Source organism: Marinobacter sp. X15-166B (genome assembly GCF_001752365.1).
Classification (GTDB): domain Bacteria; phylum Pseudomonadota; class Gammaproteobacteria; order Pseudomonadales; family Oleiphilaceae; genus Marinobacter.
Window position 1 is genome coordinate 3,330,244 of record NZ_MEIY01000001.1, and the last position, 14,946, is coordinate 3,345,189.

General features: G+C 58.6%; 13 protein-coding genes. 1 reads left to right on the forward strand and 12 read right to left on the reverse strand.

Translation table 11 applies throughout. The features are described from left to right. Window positions 1–19 precede the first annotated feature (19 nt). Window positions 20–427: an acyl-CoA thioesterase gene (locus BG841_RS15670; RefSeq protein ID WP_070058500.1), complete on the forward strand. Its 408-nt coding sequence runs from the start codon at window positions 20–22 to the stop codon at window positions 425–427. Between the two features lie 10 nt (window positions 428–437). Here the strand turns inward: BG841_RS15670 and BG841_RS15675 are convergent, their stop codons facing one another. From BG841_RS15675 to dnaX, 12 genes are all read right to left on the reverse strand, one after another. Beyond that, window positions 438–1,559 carry a beta-ketoacyl-ACP synthase III gene (locus tag BG841_RS15675; protein ID WP_070058501.1) on the reverse strand — a complete coding sequence of 374 codons (1,122 nt, stop codon included), beginning with the start codon at window positions 1,557–1,559 and terminating at the stop codon, window positions 438–440. Between the two features lie 112 nt (window positions 1,560–1,671). Then, on the reverse strand, window positions 1,672–5,595 hold the full coding sequence (hrpA, locus tag BG841_RS15680) for an ATP-dependent RNA helicase HrpA (RefSeq protein WP_198929199.1): 3,924 nt from the start codon (window positions 5,593–5,595) through the stop codon (window positions 1,672–1,674). Window positions 5,596–5,703: 108 nt separating this feature from the next. Continuing rightward, window positions 5,704–7,377 carry an AMP-binding protein gene (locus tag BG841_RS15685; RefSeq protein WP_070058502.1) on the reverse strand — a complete coding sequence of 558 codons (1,674 nt, stop codon included), beginning with the start codon at window positions 7,375–7,377 and terminating at the stop codon, window positions 5,704–5,706. Window positions 7,378–7,634: 257 nt separating this feature from the next. After that, the gene (locus tag BG841_RS15690; RefSeq protein ID WP_070058503.1) at window positions 7,635–8,813 is read right to left on the reverse strand and encodes a vWA domain-containing protein; all 1,179 of its coding nucleotides are present in this window, start codon (window positions 8,811–8,813) and stop codon (window positions 7,635–7,637) included. 1 nt (window position 8,814) lies between these two features. Beyond that, window positions 8,815–9,657, reverse strand: coding sequence for an AAA family ATPase (locus tag BG841_RS15695; protein WP_070058504.1), 843 nt, complete (start codon window positions 9,655–9,657; stop codon window positions 8,815–8,817). A 99-nt stretch (window positions 9,658–9,756) separates the two neighbouring features. Then, window positions 9,757–10,101: a hypothetical protein gene (locus BG841_RS15700; RefSeq protein ID WP_070058879.1), complete on the reverse strand. Its 345-nt coding sequence runs from the start codon at window positions 10,099–10,101 to the stop codon at window positions 9,757–9,759. Continuing rightward, a complete protein-coding gene (locus BG841_RS15705) occupies window positions 10,101–10,547 on the reverse strand; it encodes a YcgN family cysteine cluster protein (protein WP_070058505.1) in 447 nt (148 codons plus the stop codon). The genes BG841_RS15700 and BG841_RS15705 overlap by 1 nt, the downstream gene beginning before the upstream one ends. Beyond that, window positions 10,544–10,837 (reverse strand): YcgL domain-containing protein, encoded by a 294-nt coding sequence (locus BG841_RS15710; protein WP_070058506.1) that lies wholly within the window; start codon window positions 10,835–10,837, stop codon window positions 10,544–10,546. Before BG841_RS15710 ends, BG841_RS15705 begins: the two co-directional genes overlap by 4 nt. Next, window positions 10,834–11,958: a ribonuclease D gene (locus BG841_RS15715; RefSeq protein WP_070058507.1), complete on the reverse strand. Its 1,125-nt coding sequence runs from the start codon at window positions 11,956–11,958 to the stop codon at window positions 10,834–10,836. Before BG841_RS15715 ends, BG841_RS15710 begins: the two co-directional genes overlap by 4 nt. Window positions 11,959–11,977: 19 nt before the next feature. Then, complete coding sequence (gene recR, locus BG841_RS15720; protein ID WP_070058508.1) at window positions 11,978–12,580, reverse strand: recombination mediator RecR; 603 nt, start codon at window positions 12,578–12,580, stop codon at window positions 11,978–11,980. Between the two features lie 41 nt (window positions 12,581–12,621). Continuing rightward, window positions 12,622–12,945: a YbaB/EbfC family nucleoid-associated protein gene (locus BG841_RS15725; protein WP_070058509.1), complete on the reverse strand. Its 324-nt coding sequence runs from the start codon at window positions 12,943–12,945 to the stop codon at window positions 12,622–12,624. 92 nt (window positions 12,946–13,037) lie between these two features. Beyond that, complete coding sequence (gene dnaX, locus BG841_RS15730) at window positions 13,038–14,891, reverse strand: DNA polymerase III subunit gamma/tau (RefSeq protein ID WP_070058510.1); 1,854 nt, start codon at window positions 14,889–14,891, stop codon at window positions 13,038–13,040. Window positions 14,892–14,946 lie beyond the last annotated feature (55 nt).

Consider the following 14,946-nt stretch of genomic DNA (forward strand, 5'->3'; position numbering starts at 1 on the left):
AGGTTCCAGAGGAGTAGCAATGTCTATCAACGGACGTCTCGTAAGTACCCTGAACATGCCCGTACGCTGGGGGGACATGGACGCATACGGCCACACCAACAACACAGTTTACTTTCGTTTTTTCGAGGAAGCGAGGATTAGCTGGCTGAACAGCGTTGAACTCAGCGAAGCAGACGCCCACACCGGGCCGGTGATCATCAACGCGTCGGCGACGTTTCTGAAAGAGTTGAAGCACCCGGCGACCGTTTGCGTGCACACCTATCTGGGGAAAGCAGGAAATTCCAGCCTGGAGACTTTTTACGTGATCACCGACGCGGACACCGGTGACACATACTGCGAAGGAGCGGCCAAGATCGTGTGGGTAGACCGTACCACCATGAGATCGACCCGGTTGCCAGACGTGCTGCGCAATCTGGCAACCGAATAACCCCTGAGACTCAGCGGCGGCGCACCACAACGCTGCCGATCGAGTACCCTGCCCCGAACGAACAGATGACCCCGACATCGCCACTGCACAGGTCCTGCTGGTGCAGGTGAAAGGCGATGATCGAGCCGGCGGAGCTGGTGTTGGCGTACTCATCCAGAATAACCGGGGCTTCGTCGGTGGTGGCCTCACGCCCCAGCACCCTGCGCGCGATCAGCTGATTCATGCTCAGATTGGCCTGGTGCAGCCACATTCTGCGCAGATCATCCGGTTGCAACGACAACCCGTCCAGATGCTCCTGTATGGTCTGGGCGACGAGGGGCGACACTTCCTTGAACACTTTGCGGCCCTGCTGCACAAACAGCTTGTCGGCGGCGCCCACCCCGCGCTCGTCGGCACGGTTCAGAAAGCCGAAGTTATTACGGATGTTGTTGGAAAACTGCGTCTTGAGCCGGGTACCCAAAATTTCAAAGCCCTTACCCCCGGCAACGCTGCTGTCACGTTCGACCAGGATGGCGGTGCAGGCGTCACCAAATATAAAGTGACTGTCCCGATCCCGGTAATTCAGGTGACCGGAGCAGATTTCCGGACTCACCACCAACACCCCGCGGGCAGCTCCGTTTTCCACGGCGTTGACCGCCGCCTGCAAACCAAAAGTGGCCGAACTGCAAGCCACGTTCATGTCGTAGGCAAACCCCTCCACCCCCAGCGCCTGCTGCACCTCCACGGAAATGGCCGGGTAAGGCCGCTGCATGTTGGAACAGGCCACGATGACCGCGTCCACATCCGCGACGCTCTTACCTGCCCGCTCCAGTGCCTCCGTACACGCCGCCACCGCCATGTCACACTGCACGGAAGGCTCGTCGTTGCTGCGTTCAGGGATAAAAGGTGCCATTCGCTCCGGATCCAGGATTCCTTCCCGGTCAATGACGTGCCGCCGTTTAATCCCGGAGGCTTTTTCGATAAACGCCGATGAAGATGGTTGCAATGCGTCGCGCTCACCCCGGTCGATCGCCTCGGCATACCGCTCGTTATGAAGTGTCACATAGGCGTTGAACGCCTCTACCAATTCGTCGTTATCGATCGTCGCTGGTGGTGTGTACAACCCTGTTCCGCTAATAACGGCTTTCATCACACGTAACCTCTCGCACTGGTGTTGACTGGCAGTATGAACCGAATACATATCCCCGGTGGAATACTAGCACACGGTTTTATTATTACCCGCTATAACTGTCGCTGGTCGGGCATCAGCTGCTCACCTCAGCCCACTGCCGATCCAGACGTTTAACCGACACAGGTACGGCCGTACCCAGTTGCTGGGCAAAAAATGACACCCGGAACTCCTCCAGCAGCCACCGGTATTGAATCAGTGCCGGATCGCGTACGCCCTGCGTCTGGTGCTGCGCGTACTTTTTGGCGTAGCGGGCCCACAGGGGCTCAATGAGATGCAGGAACTCCCGTTCCCGGCCCTGTTCACGGGACATTTTCTCCAGCCGCACTTCAGCCGCGTCAAAGTAGCGTCCGAAATGGACCAGCCACTCCGCTGGGGTGGCGACCAGAAAGCCTGGATAAACAAGGTGCTCCAGCTGAAACTTGAGATCCGCCATGCTGTTTGCGAGGGCCAGGTTGATCCTGCCTTTCAGCTGTTTCATGACCCCGTGATAGCCTTTCAGCGCGGCGTGCAAGTGGGCGTCGGCGGCCTCGAGGGCCGGATGAAAGTCACCTCGTCCCGCCTCATACACCGCATCGAACCCGGCGGCGGATCGCGGCAGATCTCCGGGCACGAAATGGGCCATGGCGGTGGCGAGCAGGAAGTCATCCAGCAACGCCGACGCCCGACCGACCGGCGCGTACAACAAAGCCGAAGCCTGAAAGTGCGCCAGCCGCTTGTCGATCCCGTCGAGGGCATTCCCCAGACGGTTGAGAATCAGTCGCGCCACGGCCCTGCGGGTCGTCACCTCGGCTTTGAGTGGATCCAGATACCGGGTAACCCGGACCTGCTTTCCCAGATCTTCCAGTGCAGGGAACACCGTCACCGACATGCCGGACCTGTCGGTCAGCATCGAAGGTGGCAGCGCACCAAACTGCCAGTCGGTCGCCTGAATGTCCGCGTCCTTATTGTCCGGACCCGGCGCTGCGGCCGACAGCGCCGCCTCCGCCTGGGCTTTGAGACGTTCCTGCAGCGATTCCGTCTCCCGGCCCTCCGCAATCACCTTGCCGGCCTCATCGACCACCTTGAGGTTCATGCGCAAGTGCCTGGGCAAGGCCTCGTCAGACCAGGCATCGGGAGCAATGGTAACGCCGGTCATGCGCCGCAGCTGCTCACCCAGCACTTCGGTTAGCGGTGCGTTGGTGGGGGTCATTTTTTCCAGCGCAGAATCGACAAAATCAGGTACGGGAACGAAGTGGCGGCGCAGCGATTTGGGCAATCCCCGGACCAGAGCGATGCACTTTTCGCGCACCAGACCGGGCACCAACCATTCCAGCCGCTGGTTCGGCAACTGGGTCAGAGCCATCAGCGGGACCTTCAGCGAGACCCCGTCGTCCTCCCCGGTGGGCTCAAACTGATAACTGAGCGGGTAGCGCGCGCCCTCCCACTCCAGATGGTCGGGATAAAGCGCCTCGGCGCTGTCATCCAGCGGACGCTGCAATACATCGGCCTCGGTCAGCTCAAGGGATTTGAGCTCTTCCGGCGGCAGCGACTTCCACCAACGTTCGAAATGGCGACCGCTGACAATGTCGTCGGGCAGCCGGGCGTCGTAAAACGAGGCCAGCGTGTGATCGTCCACCAGCAGATCCCGCCGCCGGGTTTTACGCTCTAGACCTTCAACATCTTCAAGCAACTGCTGATTGTTTTTGAAAAATGGCGCACGGGTCTGATAATCCCCTTCCACCATGGCACGCATGATAAACAGGGAACGACATTCCGCCGGATCCACCTGGCTGTAAGCAATGCGCCGTCGCGAAATGATGTCCAATCCATACAGACTGACCCGTTCGAAACCCATCACCTGCGCCCGCCGACGTTCCCAGTGGGGCTCTGAATAGTGGCGCTTGACGATATGGCCGGCCAGCGGTTCGAGCCAGTCCGGCTCTATTTTGGCGACCATGCGGGCGTACACCCGGCTGGTCTCCACTATCTCGGCTGCGACTATCCATTTGGGCGCAGTTTTTGCCACTCGGGAACCGGGAAAAATCAGCACCTTGCGATTGCGGGTCGCCAGGTACTCGCGCTGTTCGTGTTTGGTGGCCACCTGCCCCAACAAGCCTGCAAGTATGGCGCTGTGCAACGCACGGTAATCGGCCGGCTCTGTATTGAACGGCAGTTTCAACTCCCGGCAGGCCAGAGTTAACTGCCGGTGAATGTCCCGCCATTCCCGCATACGCATCCAGGAAAGAAAATGACGTTTACACTCCCGCTTGAGCTGGTTCTGTGACAGTTGCTGACGTTGCTCTTCGTAAAAAACCCACAGATTGAGCAGACTCAGGAAGTCAGACTCTTTGTCAACAAAACGCGCATGGGCCTGATCGGCCGCCTGCTGTTTGTCCTGGGGTCGGTCTCTTGGATCCTGCACACTCAGCCCGGCGATGATGATCAGCGCTTCGTGAAGACTGCCATTGTCGCCCGCGGTCACCAGCATTCGTGCCAGCCGCGGGTCCACAGGCAGTTTCGCCATCTGCCGACCAGTCGCCGTAATGCGCCGTTTGGCGTCTACCGCGTTTAATTCCTCCAGCAATTTGTAGCCGTCGTTAATCATGCGACGATCCGGTGCTTCCAGAAACGGAAACTGCCGGATGTCGCCCAGACCTGAGGACATCATCTGCAATATAACCGACGCCAGATTGGTGCGCAGGATTTCAGGGTCTGTGTATTCCGGACGGTTGAGGAAGTCGTCCTCGTCGTACAACCGGAAGCAGATTCCGGGTGCCACCCGCCCACAACGCCCCGCGCGCTGATTGGCACTGGCCTGGGAAACGGGCTCTATGGGCAACCGCTGGATTTTCGAGCGCACGCTGTAGCGGCTCAGCCGGGCCACTCCGGTGTCCACCACGTAACGAATGCCGGGTACGGTGAGCGAGGTTTCCGCCACGTTGGTGGCCAGCACAATACGGCGCCCCCGATGGGCCTGAAATACGCGGTTCTGTTCCTGGCTGCTCAGGCGGGAGTACAGCGGCAGGATCTCGGTGTGCCGCAGTTCTGCATGGCGTAACTGATTGCTGAGGTGACGGATTTCCCGCTCACCGGGCAGAAACACCAGTACATCCCCCGGCGGCTGCCGGTGCCTGCGCTCATGCTGCTCAATTTCTGCGAGCGCGCCAAGCACGCCCTCGGCCCACCCCTGGTCGCGGTCGTCTTCGTCGCCGGTCAGCGGGTGGTAACGCACCTCGACCGGGTAAGTACGCCCACTGACCTCGATTACCGGGGCGTTGTTGAAAAAGCGGCTGAAACGCTCCACTTCGATGGTCGCGGAGGTAATGATGACCTTGAGGTCTGGCCGCTTGGGCAACAGCTGCCGGAGGTAACCGAGAATGAAGTCGATATTCAGACTGCGCTCATGGGCCTCATCGATGATCAGGGTGTCATAGCGGTTCAACAGCCGGTCGTTTTGTATTTCCGCGAGCAGGATGCCGTCGGTCATCACCTTGATGCGGGAGTCTTCCGAGGTGGTGTCGGTAAAGCGTATCTGGTACCCGACCAGGTCTCCGGGTGCCGACCCCAGCTCTTCGGCTATCCGGGTTGCGACGCTGCGGGCGGCAATCCGGCGGGGCTGGGTGTGTCCGATCAGGCCGCGCCGACCCCGCCCGAGGTTCAGACAGATTTTGGGTATCTGGGTGGTTTTACCGGAGCCGGTCTCCCCGGCAACGATCACCACCTGATGCGCCGCCAAGGCTTCACTGATGTCTTCGACCCGCTCGGATACCGGCAATTCGGCAGGAAATGAAGCCGGCTGGTGGCGCCCCATCCGGCGCGCCACTATGGCCTGCCCCCGTTCCAGCCAGGCCTGCACTCTGGCCTGCTCTGCGGCGTTGAGCCGACCCCGGTTGCGGGCCACCAGGGCACGAATGCGGGCCGCCTCGCGCTGATTGCAATCGGGCAACTGCGCCAGCACAGACTGGAGCATCGGGTCGGTGGGGGTATTTGATTTGGGGTTTACAGGCCGCTGAGTCATAAAGGTCTTGTACAGTCCACACTTGCAACTAGGTATTCAATAAAAAACCCTGCGCGAGCAGGGTTTATATCAGGATCCGGCCCGCCGGGCGGGTGGTCGCCGAGGTGATTACACGGTGCTTTCATCCCGCAGTTCACGGCGCAGTATCTTGCCAACGTTTGTCTTCGGCAGCTCGCTCCGGAATTCAAACTGCTTGGGTACCTTATACGCCGTCAGCCGCTCGCGGCAGAATTCTTTGAGTTCCCCCGCGGTCAGCTCAGGTGAAGAGGATACCAGAAACACCTTCACCGCTTCACCGCTCTTTGCATCCGGCACGCCGACGGCGGCGCACTCAATCACCTCCGGGTGACCCATCACCACATCTTCGATCTCATTTGGATAGACGTTAAACCCGGACACGATGATCATATCCTTCTTCCGATCCACAATCCGGATATAGCCATCGTCCTGTATGATGGCGATGTCACCGGTGCGCAGGAATCCGTCTTCGGTGAACGTCTTTTGGGTATCCTCCGGTCGCTGCCAGTACCCGCGCATCACTTGCGGGCCCTTGACGCATAACTCACCGGGCTCCCCCCGGGGCGTTTCGTTGCCATCCTCATCCAGGGTCTTCACCACCGTGTTACTGAGGGGCAATCCGATGGTACCCAACTGGATGGCGCTCAACGGGTTGAAAGTAACCACTGGCGAGGTTTCGGTCATACCATAACCTTCGCAGACGGCCACCCCTGTTATCTGCTGCCACATTCTGGCGGTATCCCCCGCCAGCGCCATGCCACCGGAGGTGGTCATTTTCAATGTGCTGAAATCCAGCTGTTTGAACTCGTCATTGTTGCACAGGGCCACGAACAAGGTATTCAACCCCATGAAAACCGTGAACCGATGCTTTTTCAGCTCCTTAACGAAGCCGGGAATGTCCCTCGGGTTGGGAATCAGCACGTTATGGCTGCCCTTCGCCAGCATGGCACCGCAGTTCAGGGTAAACGAGTAGATGTGGTACAGCGGCAGCGGCGCAATAACCACTTCTTCGCCTTCGGCCGCATTGCCTTCCAGCATGGCCAGCGTCTGCAACAGGTTGGCCACCAGATTGGCGTGCGTCAGCATGGCCCCTTTGGCGACACCGGTGGTGCCGCCGGTGTATTGCAGCACGGCAATATCGTCTTTGTTGCACTCGTACGGGGTGAAAGTTTCCTTGCTGCCGGCATTCAACACTGCAGGCAGTTTGTGCGCCTGGGGCAACTCGAACTTGGGCACCATTTTTTTAAGATACTTTACCGCCGCGTTCATCAGGGTCCGCTTCAGCGGGGGGTGCATATCGGCGACTTCGGTGACGATGACGTATTCGATGCTGGTCCGGGGCAGCACATGTTCAGCGTTATCGGCCATATTGGCCAGCACCACCAACGCCCTGGCACCGGAATCGTTGAACTGGTGCTCCATTTCATGGGGGGTGTACAGGGGGTTGGTGTTAACAACAACCAGCCCTGCCCGCATGGCGCCAAACACCACCACCGGATATTGAGTCAGGTTGGGCATTTGCACAGCAATTCGGTCACCAGGTTTCAGATTGGTCCGGTTTTGCAACCAAGCAGCGAAATTCCGGCTCTGAGCATCCAGTTCGCGGTAAGTCAGGGTTACGCCAACAGCGCTGAACGCCGGCAGATCTGCGAATTGCTCGCACGACTGCTCGAATACGTCAACCATGCTCCTGAATCTATCCAGATCGATAGTACGTGGAACGTTGGCCGGGTATCTGTCCTGATAGAACTGCTCAAAATCCATCACTAGCATCTCCTGTGTGTCGCTTATGCTTTTATAATTTTCGACAGCGTCCTATAGCTCATGACAACCGGTGCACAGTCTAACCTGCCTGAGCTATTGATTTTATTGATGCATTAGCCAGTTTCAGCACTTGGCGGGTAACGCCGCGCGCCAACCCGAACATCTATTCAGGCCAGAAAACAACCAGACTAAAGTATCAGTCTCGAATCGAGACGAGAGAATAGCAGTTTTAAGATCAAGGAGGTAGCGCCGGGCTTTTATTTGCTCAAATAGCCCATGGCGGACTCCAGGCCGTCCAGGGTCAGCGGGTACATATGCCCCCCCACCAACTGACGGGTCATGGCCAGGGAGCCCCCCGGGTTCCAGAAGCTCTCAGGCATGGGATTCAGCCACACTACCTTGCGGAAATGATCGGTGATGCGGCCAAACCAGGTGGCGCCGGACTCTTCGTTCCAGTGTTCGATAGAACCGCCGGGATGGGATATTTCGTAGGGTGCCATGGAGGCATCGCCGACAAATATCACCTTATAATCCGGTGTATATTTGTGCAGGATGTCCCACACATCGGTGGTTTCGTTCATCCGCCGGAGGTTGTTCTTCCAGACGCTTTCATACACAAAGTTATGAAAGTAGAAGTACTCCATGTGCTTGAATTCGAGGCGTGCCGCGGAAAACAGCTCTTCACAGACCTGAATATGAGGATCCATCGATCCGCCAACATCAAAAAAGATGAGCACTTTCACGGCGTTGTGCCGCTCGGGCACCATCTTCAGATCCAGATAACCGGCATTGCGCGCGGTCGAACGGATGGTGTCGTCCAGATCCAGCTGGTCCGCGGCCCCTTGCCGGGCGAACTTGCGCAACCGACGCATGGCCATTTTCATGTTGCGGATGCCCAGGGTGACGCTGTCGTCCAGGTCGCGGAATTCCCGCTTTTCCCAAACTTTTACCGCCCGCCCGTGGCGACCTTCCTTCTGGCCGATGCGGAAACCTTCGGGGTTATAACCGTAAGCCCCGAAGGGCGAGGTACCGCCGGTGCCGATCCACTTGTTGCCCCCCTGATGCCGTTTTTGCTGCTCTTCCATGCGCTTCTTGAAGGTTTCGATCAGCTCTTCCAGCCCACCCAGAGAATCGATGTTCGCCTTCTCTTCGTCGGTCAGATGTTTTTCCAGTTCAGCGCGCAGCCAGTCGTCGGGAATGAGCTCCTTCATCAGCGCATCGAGGTCTTCGATGCCCTTGAAGTAGACGTCAAACGCCCGGTCAAACTTGTCAAAATGGCGTTCATCTTTGACCAGACACAGCCGGGCCAGGTAATAAAACTCCTCCATGTCGGCAAACGCGAGCCGGTTTTTGAGTGCGTCCAATAAATCAAGAAACTCCCGCAAGCTTGCGGGCACCTTCGCCCGGCGCACCTCAAGGAAGAAATCAATCAGCATGTTAACCTCGGCGACGCGCCATAAACGCTAATTTCTGCAACAGATGAACGTCCTGTTCATTCTTTACCAGCGCCCCGTACAACGGTGGCAAGGCGGTACTGCTGTCTTTGTCGTGCAACATCCTGGCGCTGAGCTCGTCCGCCATGAGCAGTTTCAGCCAGTCAATCAGCTCCGAAGTGGAAGGCTTTTTCTTCAGGCCGGGCACCTTGCGGATATCGAAAAACACTTCCATCGCATCGCGGACCACTTCCTGCTGCAGATTGGGGAAATGCACATCGACGATGCTCTGCATGGTGGCGTGATCCGGGAAGTTGATGTAATGGAAAAAACAGCGACGCAGAAAGGCGTCGGGCAATTCTTTCTCGTTATTACTGGTGATCACCACGATCGGACGATGCCTGGCCTGGATGAACTGCTGGGTTTCGTACACAAAGAACTCCATCCGGTCGAGTTCCTGCAGCAAGTCGTTGGGAAATTCGATATCGGCCTTGTCGACCTCATCGATCAGCAGCACCACCCGTTCGTCCGACTCGAAGGCTTCCCACAGCTTGCCTTTTACAATGTAATTGCGGATGTCTTTGACTTTTTCATCCCCCAACTGGGAATCCCGCAAGCGTGAGACCGCGTCGTATTCGTACAACCCCTGCTGCGCCTTGGTGGTGGATTTGATGTGCCAGGAAATCAACTTCATCCCCAACGCAGCGGCCATTTCCTCCGCCAACAGGGTCTTTCCGGTACCCGGCTCGCCCTTGATCAACAGGGGGCGCTGCAGCGTAATTGCCGCGTTGACGGCCATCTGCAGATCGCTGGTCGCTACATACTTCTCAGTACCGGTAAACTTCATGATGTCTGTTCCTGTTCCAAATTCATCGTAAATCCATAGCCATTGCCCCGCTCACCGGCCTTACCGACCAATCGTTGAGACACCGGGCAGCGCACCCGTTTATTTCGACCTGAGGCGATACCTTACCAGATCCAGAATCCACACCAACAACATGACCAGGCTGGCAACGCCAAGGTTGAACAGTGCCCGGGCCGCCTCTTCCGTGCCCCCGAGCAGCATCTCATAGCCACCATAGAGCCAGGCCGGCACCCACCAGTCCGCCACCGCCGGTGACGTTACCGGGGTGATTACGATCACCACCAGGGCGGCCTGCAGCAGGGTTTTCAGACCGTAGACCGGCACCAGCCGGAACAGTCGGGTCATCATAATAAAAAACAGCAAAAAACCGACAATGTAGATGGCCCAGAAAATACCGTAGGCCGTTTGTGCGTCAGCGATCATGATTACACTATCCAGTGAATGATGTGTTCTTGCCAATCGTCAGGGGGTACCTCTGCCTCGGACACTACCCGGTTGGCGACCGAAACACCGGCTTCATGAACCGTGTTCGGGTCACCCGAACGAAGCGGGTGCCAGTCGGCCAGTGGCCGGCTTTCGGCGAGGGTCCGATATGCACAGGTAAATGGCAGCCAGTGAAAATCAGCGATGGTGTCCGGAGTGAGGACCGTGCACTCCGGGACCTTTGCCAGCCGGGTGTCGTATACGGTGCAAGTGCAGCTGTCCTGATCCATGTAGCGACAGGCCAGCTCGGTGTAATACACCTCGCTGGTATCCTCATCTTCCAGTTTGACCAGACAGCATTTACCACAACCATCACAGAGTGATTCCCACTCCTGCCGGGTCATTTCGTCCAGGCGCTTACGCTGCCAGAAAGGGATGGCTGCAATCATTCCGCACGCTTGACCGGGGGTTGTTTGAAATTGATCACGTAGCTGTCGTGCTCTTCCGGCATCTGCATATAAAAGCCCTGATCGGCAATGGCCTCCAACACGGCTTTGGCAGTGGTGCGAGCCAGCTTTCTTTCCGGCGTGAGCACCAGATCCATGGCGTGCACCGGCTGGCCAAAGATGGCCCGCAGGGCCTCCGGCAACTCCTCCCATACCTGCCCACGGCGCACGTAGATGTAGGTGTCCGCCTTCTTCCTGCTTCGGAATACGGATACAAAAGTTTTCTCGGTCATGATGTCAGTAACGCCTCCACAGGTTGACGAATGGGCTCAATCAACGGCGCCCGCCAGCCTTCGGTGAATACCCCGTTCAGGTCCCGGCTCTGCACCACCGCCTCCAGGCGACGCCGGGGCGCCAGCAGTTCCACCGGGATATCACGGCGCTCCGCCACTGCCACAAATTGCCGTTTGACCTGTTTGTAGAGCGCCTGTTCGTCCCGGGTCAACGGACAGCGGATCAGTTCAAAATCGGCCGGTACAGTCGCCGGCATGGTGTTCAGCCATTCCAGCAACACCTCGCCGTAGCGCTTGACGACAACGCGGGGCAAGCCTTGCACGTTGTGCAACTCGGCCGTGGTTTGGGGCGCAGCACTGATAATTGCCAAAATGAGCGCATCCGACAACACCCGGTTTCTTGGCTTGTCCAGCATACGGCATTCCTGCTCCCGCCACTCGGTAATGCCTTGCAGCACCCACTGCTCCGGCGCGCTCAACGTCCAGCCCCCCCGTACGCGCAGGTAATAGCCCGACGGGTCATCCCGCTTGAGGTCTTCAGCAAAGCGCTCGGTTTCCTGGGCCAGCGCGTCGGTTAACCCGCGCACCTCCAGGTTATTGAATACCCACTCGTACAGCGGCTGCAAAAAACGGATGTCATCCAGCGCGTAGCGTTCCTGCTCTGCAGTCAACGGCCTGGCAACCCAGTCGGACCGGGTAGCGGATTTATCGAGCGACTCCCCGAACAGGGTTTCAACCAGCCGGGCGTAACCGACCGAGAAACCGGCGCCCGCCAGAGCCGCCCCCACCTGGAGATCCAGCAACCCCCGGGGTTCGATATTGAGCCAATGACGGAACAACTCCAGATCTTCACTCATGGCATAGAGTATTTTAGGTACTTCCGGGGCCTGCAGCATCCGGACAAATACGGGCGAGGCTTCCGCCACGGCCGGATCGACAAGACAATAACGGTCACCCAAGCCCAGCTGGACCAGCCCGGGGATGGGGTAAAAGGTAGACACACGCTCAAACTCTGTATCCAGCGCCAGCGGCAGTCCTGGAGCAGATTCCAGCCATTGGTCGAGCGCGGCCGGCTCGATGATCCAGTAATCGGCGCGGCTTTCGGTGGTGGGTAACGACATAAAAAACTCGGTTGGAAGATTAATCCAGCAAAGGCTTGCGCCCGCGGAATGCATGGGTAAGGGTAAACCCGTCAACGTAGCCCAGCTCACCCCCTACGGGAATGCCATGCGCCAGGCGGGTGATCAATACGTTCCGGCCATCCAGCCGGTCAGCGATGTAATGCGCGGTCGCTTCGCCCTCCACGGTGGGATTGGTGGCCAAAATCAATTCCCTGGTGTGCTCGGCGTCGATGCGCTCTATCAGACGCTCTATACCGATATCCGCCGGGCCAACGCCATCGATGGGGGATAAGTGCCCCATCAATACAAAATACCCGCCACGGTAATCCCCCGCCTGCTCGATCGCCAGCAAATCCGAAGGACTCTCAACCACGCAGATGGTGCCGGTATTGCGCGCCCTGTCCTGGCAGATGCCGCACTCACTGGCGTCAGCAAAGTTCTGGCACCGTTCACAACGTTGCACGCCTATCATTGCGCTGCCCAAGGCATCCGCCAGTCGGGTGCCTCCGGTGCGGCCTTTTTCCAGCAAATGGAACGCCATCCGCTGCGCGGTTTTTTGCCCGACCCCGGGCAGACAGCGCAATGCATCAACCAGCTCATCCACTAACGGACTGAACGACATCCTCACCCCTTACTCGACAATGACCGTTGGGTTAGCGGGCCTCAGAACGGCATTTTGAACCCGGGAGGCATGCCCATACCGGACATCATTCCGGACATTTTCTCTTTCTGATGCGCTTCAACCCGACGCACTGCGTCGTTGACCGCTGCCGCCAGCAAATCTTCCAGAATTTCCTTGTCTTCGCTCATCAGCGACGGTTCAATCTCGACCTTGCGCACGTCATGACGACCGTTCATGGTGATCTTCACCATGCCCGCGCCTGACTCTCCAATCACCTCTGCTTTGGCAATTTCTTCCTGCGCCTTTTGCATGTCTTCCTGCATCTGTTGCGCTTTTTTCATCAGATCACCCATGCCATTCATCATCTGGCTAACCTCTCAATCAATCTGTTGTGAACACTGTTTGCTGATACCGGATGCATTTTAACCCAAGGAGGCGCCGCGGGCGCTATTGCTCCCTACCCCTTGGTGACCACCGGCCTGATACTTTCTTCGACAACCCGCGCGTCGAATCGTTCGACGATCTCATTGACGAGCGGGTCGTTGCGAATGGCTTCTTCGGCCGACGCCTGGCGAGCCTGGCGCTGCTGTTCTTCCCAAACCGCGGGGGTCAGCCCCTGGGTGTCACCCACTTCGATCCGGAGTGTGGTGGCACCACCGAAGCGCTGCTTCAGTGCGTCAAGGATTCGGCTCTGGTGACGGTCATTCAATAACCGGGCGTGGCCGTCTTCCAGCGTCAGCACCCAGGCATCCCCCTCACGGTGCATGGCGCCATGACTGGCAAGGTTGCCGGGCATACCGACAATGCCGAGGCTGCGGAACTCCCGTGGCCAGTCAAAACCATCACCGGTGCCCCCGGGCTGGTCCGGCAAGGCGGCGACCGCTGGCACCGGCTCGGCCTGCGGGGCGGCCACCGGCTCCGCTGCTTCGTCTTCCCAGGGAGGCTGGTCTTGGGGGGCGGCGATCTGCTCCTCTACATACGCAGGCACGACCGGTTCGGATTGAACCGGTGCGTCTGGTCCGGAACCGCCGGGGCGGTCGCCATCCAGCCGGGGCGCCGCAACCGCAGCCGCTTCCGACCCGCTCGGGGCGAGTGGAACCGGTGCCGTGGTCGGCGCCGTTACCGGCGCGGCCTCCTCGCTTGGCGGCCGGGCACGGTCGGGGTCCTCCGCAGGCTCGCTCGCCGCCGCGGTGCTGGAGGCCAGGCTCGGTGGTTGTCGGCGGGCCGCTCCGGGACGGAATGCGAGCATTCTCAACAGCGCCATTTCAAAGCCCATGCGGGCGTCCGGAGTGATGGCCAGATCTTTGCGCCCGATCAGCGCCGCCTGATAAAACAGCTGGGCGTCTTCCGCACTCAGCTGCCGTGCCAGGGACTGAATCTGTTCGGCGTCGCCCAGGGCGTTATCAACACTACCGGGAACCACCTGCTCCATGGTCACGCGGTGGAACAAAGACAGCAGATCCGCCAGGATCACGCTGTAGTCCGGTGCGAAATCGGCGATCCGCCGAACCTCCGCCAGCATACCGGGACCATCGTTGGTCACCAGCGCCTCTACCAGCCTGGCGATGTCGCTCTGATCGAGGGTGCCCAGCATGCTGCTGACATCGCTGGCCGCCAGTTGCCGGTTGCTGTAGGAGATGGCCTGATCGGTCAGACTGAGCGCGTCGCGCATACTGCCATCGGCAGCGCGGGCCAGCAGCCACAACGCGGCTTCCTCAAAGGGCACCTGCTCCTGGGTGAGCACATGGTTCAAATGATTGGCAATATGCTCCGGCGTCATCCGCTTCAGATTGAACTGCAGACAACGGGATAACACGGTCACCGGGAGCTTTTGCGGATCGGTGGTTGCCAGCAAGAATTTGACGTGCTCTGGTGGCTCTTCAAGGGTTTTCAGAAATGCATTGAACGATTGATTGGTGAGCATGTGCACCTCATCAATCAGATACACCTTGAAGCGCCCCCGGGTCGGTGTGTACTGGACGTTATCCGTCAACTCCCGCATGTCGTCCACACCGGTCCGGGATGCCGCATCAATTTCAATCAGATCAGCAAAGCGGCCTTCCTGAATTTCAAGACAACTCGAACACTCACCGCAGGGAGTCGGAGTGATTCCGGTTTCACAATTGAGGCACCGTGCCAGCAATCGCCCAATGGTGGTCTTTCCCACGCCCCGGGTACCGGTAAACAGATAGGCGTGATGCAGGCGCTGGCTCTCAAGGGCGTGTATCAGCGCCTTGAGTACGTGCTCCTGCCCGACCATATCCTCGAATGTTTGCGGCCGCCATTTGCGGGCTAATACCTGGTAGCTCATGTTCCATCAACTGCGATTATAAATGAGGCTAACCTTAGCATGCTCAGGGCGTTAT

What these genes read in the sequence shown, in the direction of transcription:
- BG841_RS15710 (WP_070058506.1), bottom strand. Translation starts at nt 10,837, where the DNA reads ATGACCGAGAAAACTTTTGTATCCGTATTCCGAAGCAGGAAGAAGGCG.
- BG841_RS15695 (WP_070058504.1), bottom strand. Translation starts at nt 9,657, where the DNA reads ATGAAGTTTACCGGTACTGAGAAGTATGTAGCGACCAGCGATCTGCAG.
- BG841_RS15725 (WP_070058509.1), bottom strand. Translation starts at nt 12,945, where the DNA reads ATGATGAATGGCATGGGTGATCTGATGAAAAAAGCGCAACAGATGCAG.
- BG841_RS15715 (WP_070058507.1), bottom strand. Translation starts at nt 11,958, where the DNA reads ATGTCGTTACCCACCACCGAAAGCCGCGCCGATTACTGGATCATCGAG.
- BG841_RS15690 (WP_070058503.1), bottom strand. Translation starts at nt 8,813, where the DNA reads ATGCTGATTGATTTCTTCCTTGAGGTGCGCCGGGCGAAGGTGCCCGCA.
- hrpA (WP_198929199.1), bottom strand. Translation starts at nt 5,595, where the DNA reads ATGACTCAGCGGCCTGTAAACCCCAAATCAAATACCCCCACCGACCCG.
- recR (WP_070058508.1), bottom strand. Translation starts at nt 12,580, where the DNA reads ATGTCGTTCAGTCCGTTAGTGGATGAGCTGGTTGATGCATTGCGCTGT.
- dnaX (WP_070058510.1), bottom strand. Translation starts at nt 14,891, where the DNA reads ATGAGCTACCAGGTATTAGCCCGCAAATGGCGGCCGCAAACATTCGAG.
- BG841_RS15705 (WP_070058505.1), bottom strand. Translation starts at nt 10,547, where the DNA reads ATGATTGCAGCCATCCCTTTCTGGCAGCGTAAGCGCCTGGACGAAATG.
- BG841_RS15670 (WP_070058500.1), top strand. Translation starts at nt 20, where the DNA reads ATGTCTATCAACGGACGTCTCGTAAGTACCCTGAACATGCCCGTACGC.
- BG841_RS15685 (WP_070058502.1), bottom strand. Translation starts at nt 7,377, where the DNA reads ATGGATTTTGAGCAGTTCTATCAGGACAGATACCCGGCCAACGTTCCA.